This is a genomic window from Chromohalobacter sp. HP20-39, from assembly GCF_033052815.1.
In the GTDB taxonomy this organism is placed as follows: domain Bacteria; phylum Pseudomonadota; class Gammaproteobacteria; order Pseudomonadales; family Halomonadaceae; genus Chromohalobacter.
In genome coordinates, this window is the sequence record NZ_JAWHTP010001127.1 from 1 (window position 1) to 239 (window position 239).

General features: G+C 62.3%; 1 protein-coding gene. It reads right to left on the reverse strand.

Annotated features, from left to right (window positions below; genetic code table 11):
- Positions 1-239, reverse strand: a 239-nt coding sequence (locus RVY79_RS21410; RefSeq protein ID WP_317466641.1) for a DUF6537 domain-containing protein, incomplete at both ends; no start/stop codon positions are given.

Below are 239 nucleotides of genomic sequence, written 5' to 3' on the forward strand. Positions count from 1 at the left end.
TTCTCCGCGAACCTGCCGTCGGTATAGAGCCGCGCGACCTCGTACTCGTCCTTGTAGGCGAGCAATTTGGCGTAGTTGATCGCAACAGCGCGCGGCAGCGCCTCGCCATATCCGCCGTCGAATGCGACCTTGCGCACCTGATCCACCAGATGGCGATAGCGCGCGGCATACGCCGCGTTCTGATAATCGGTCAGCAGTTGCGTGCGATGCGCGACGACCTCGTCGAGCGACATCTGGTC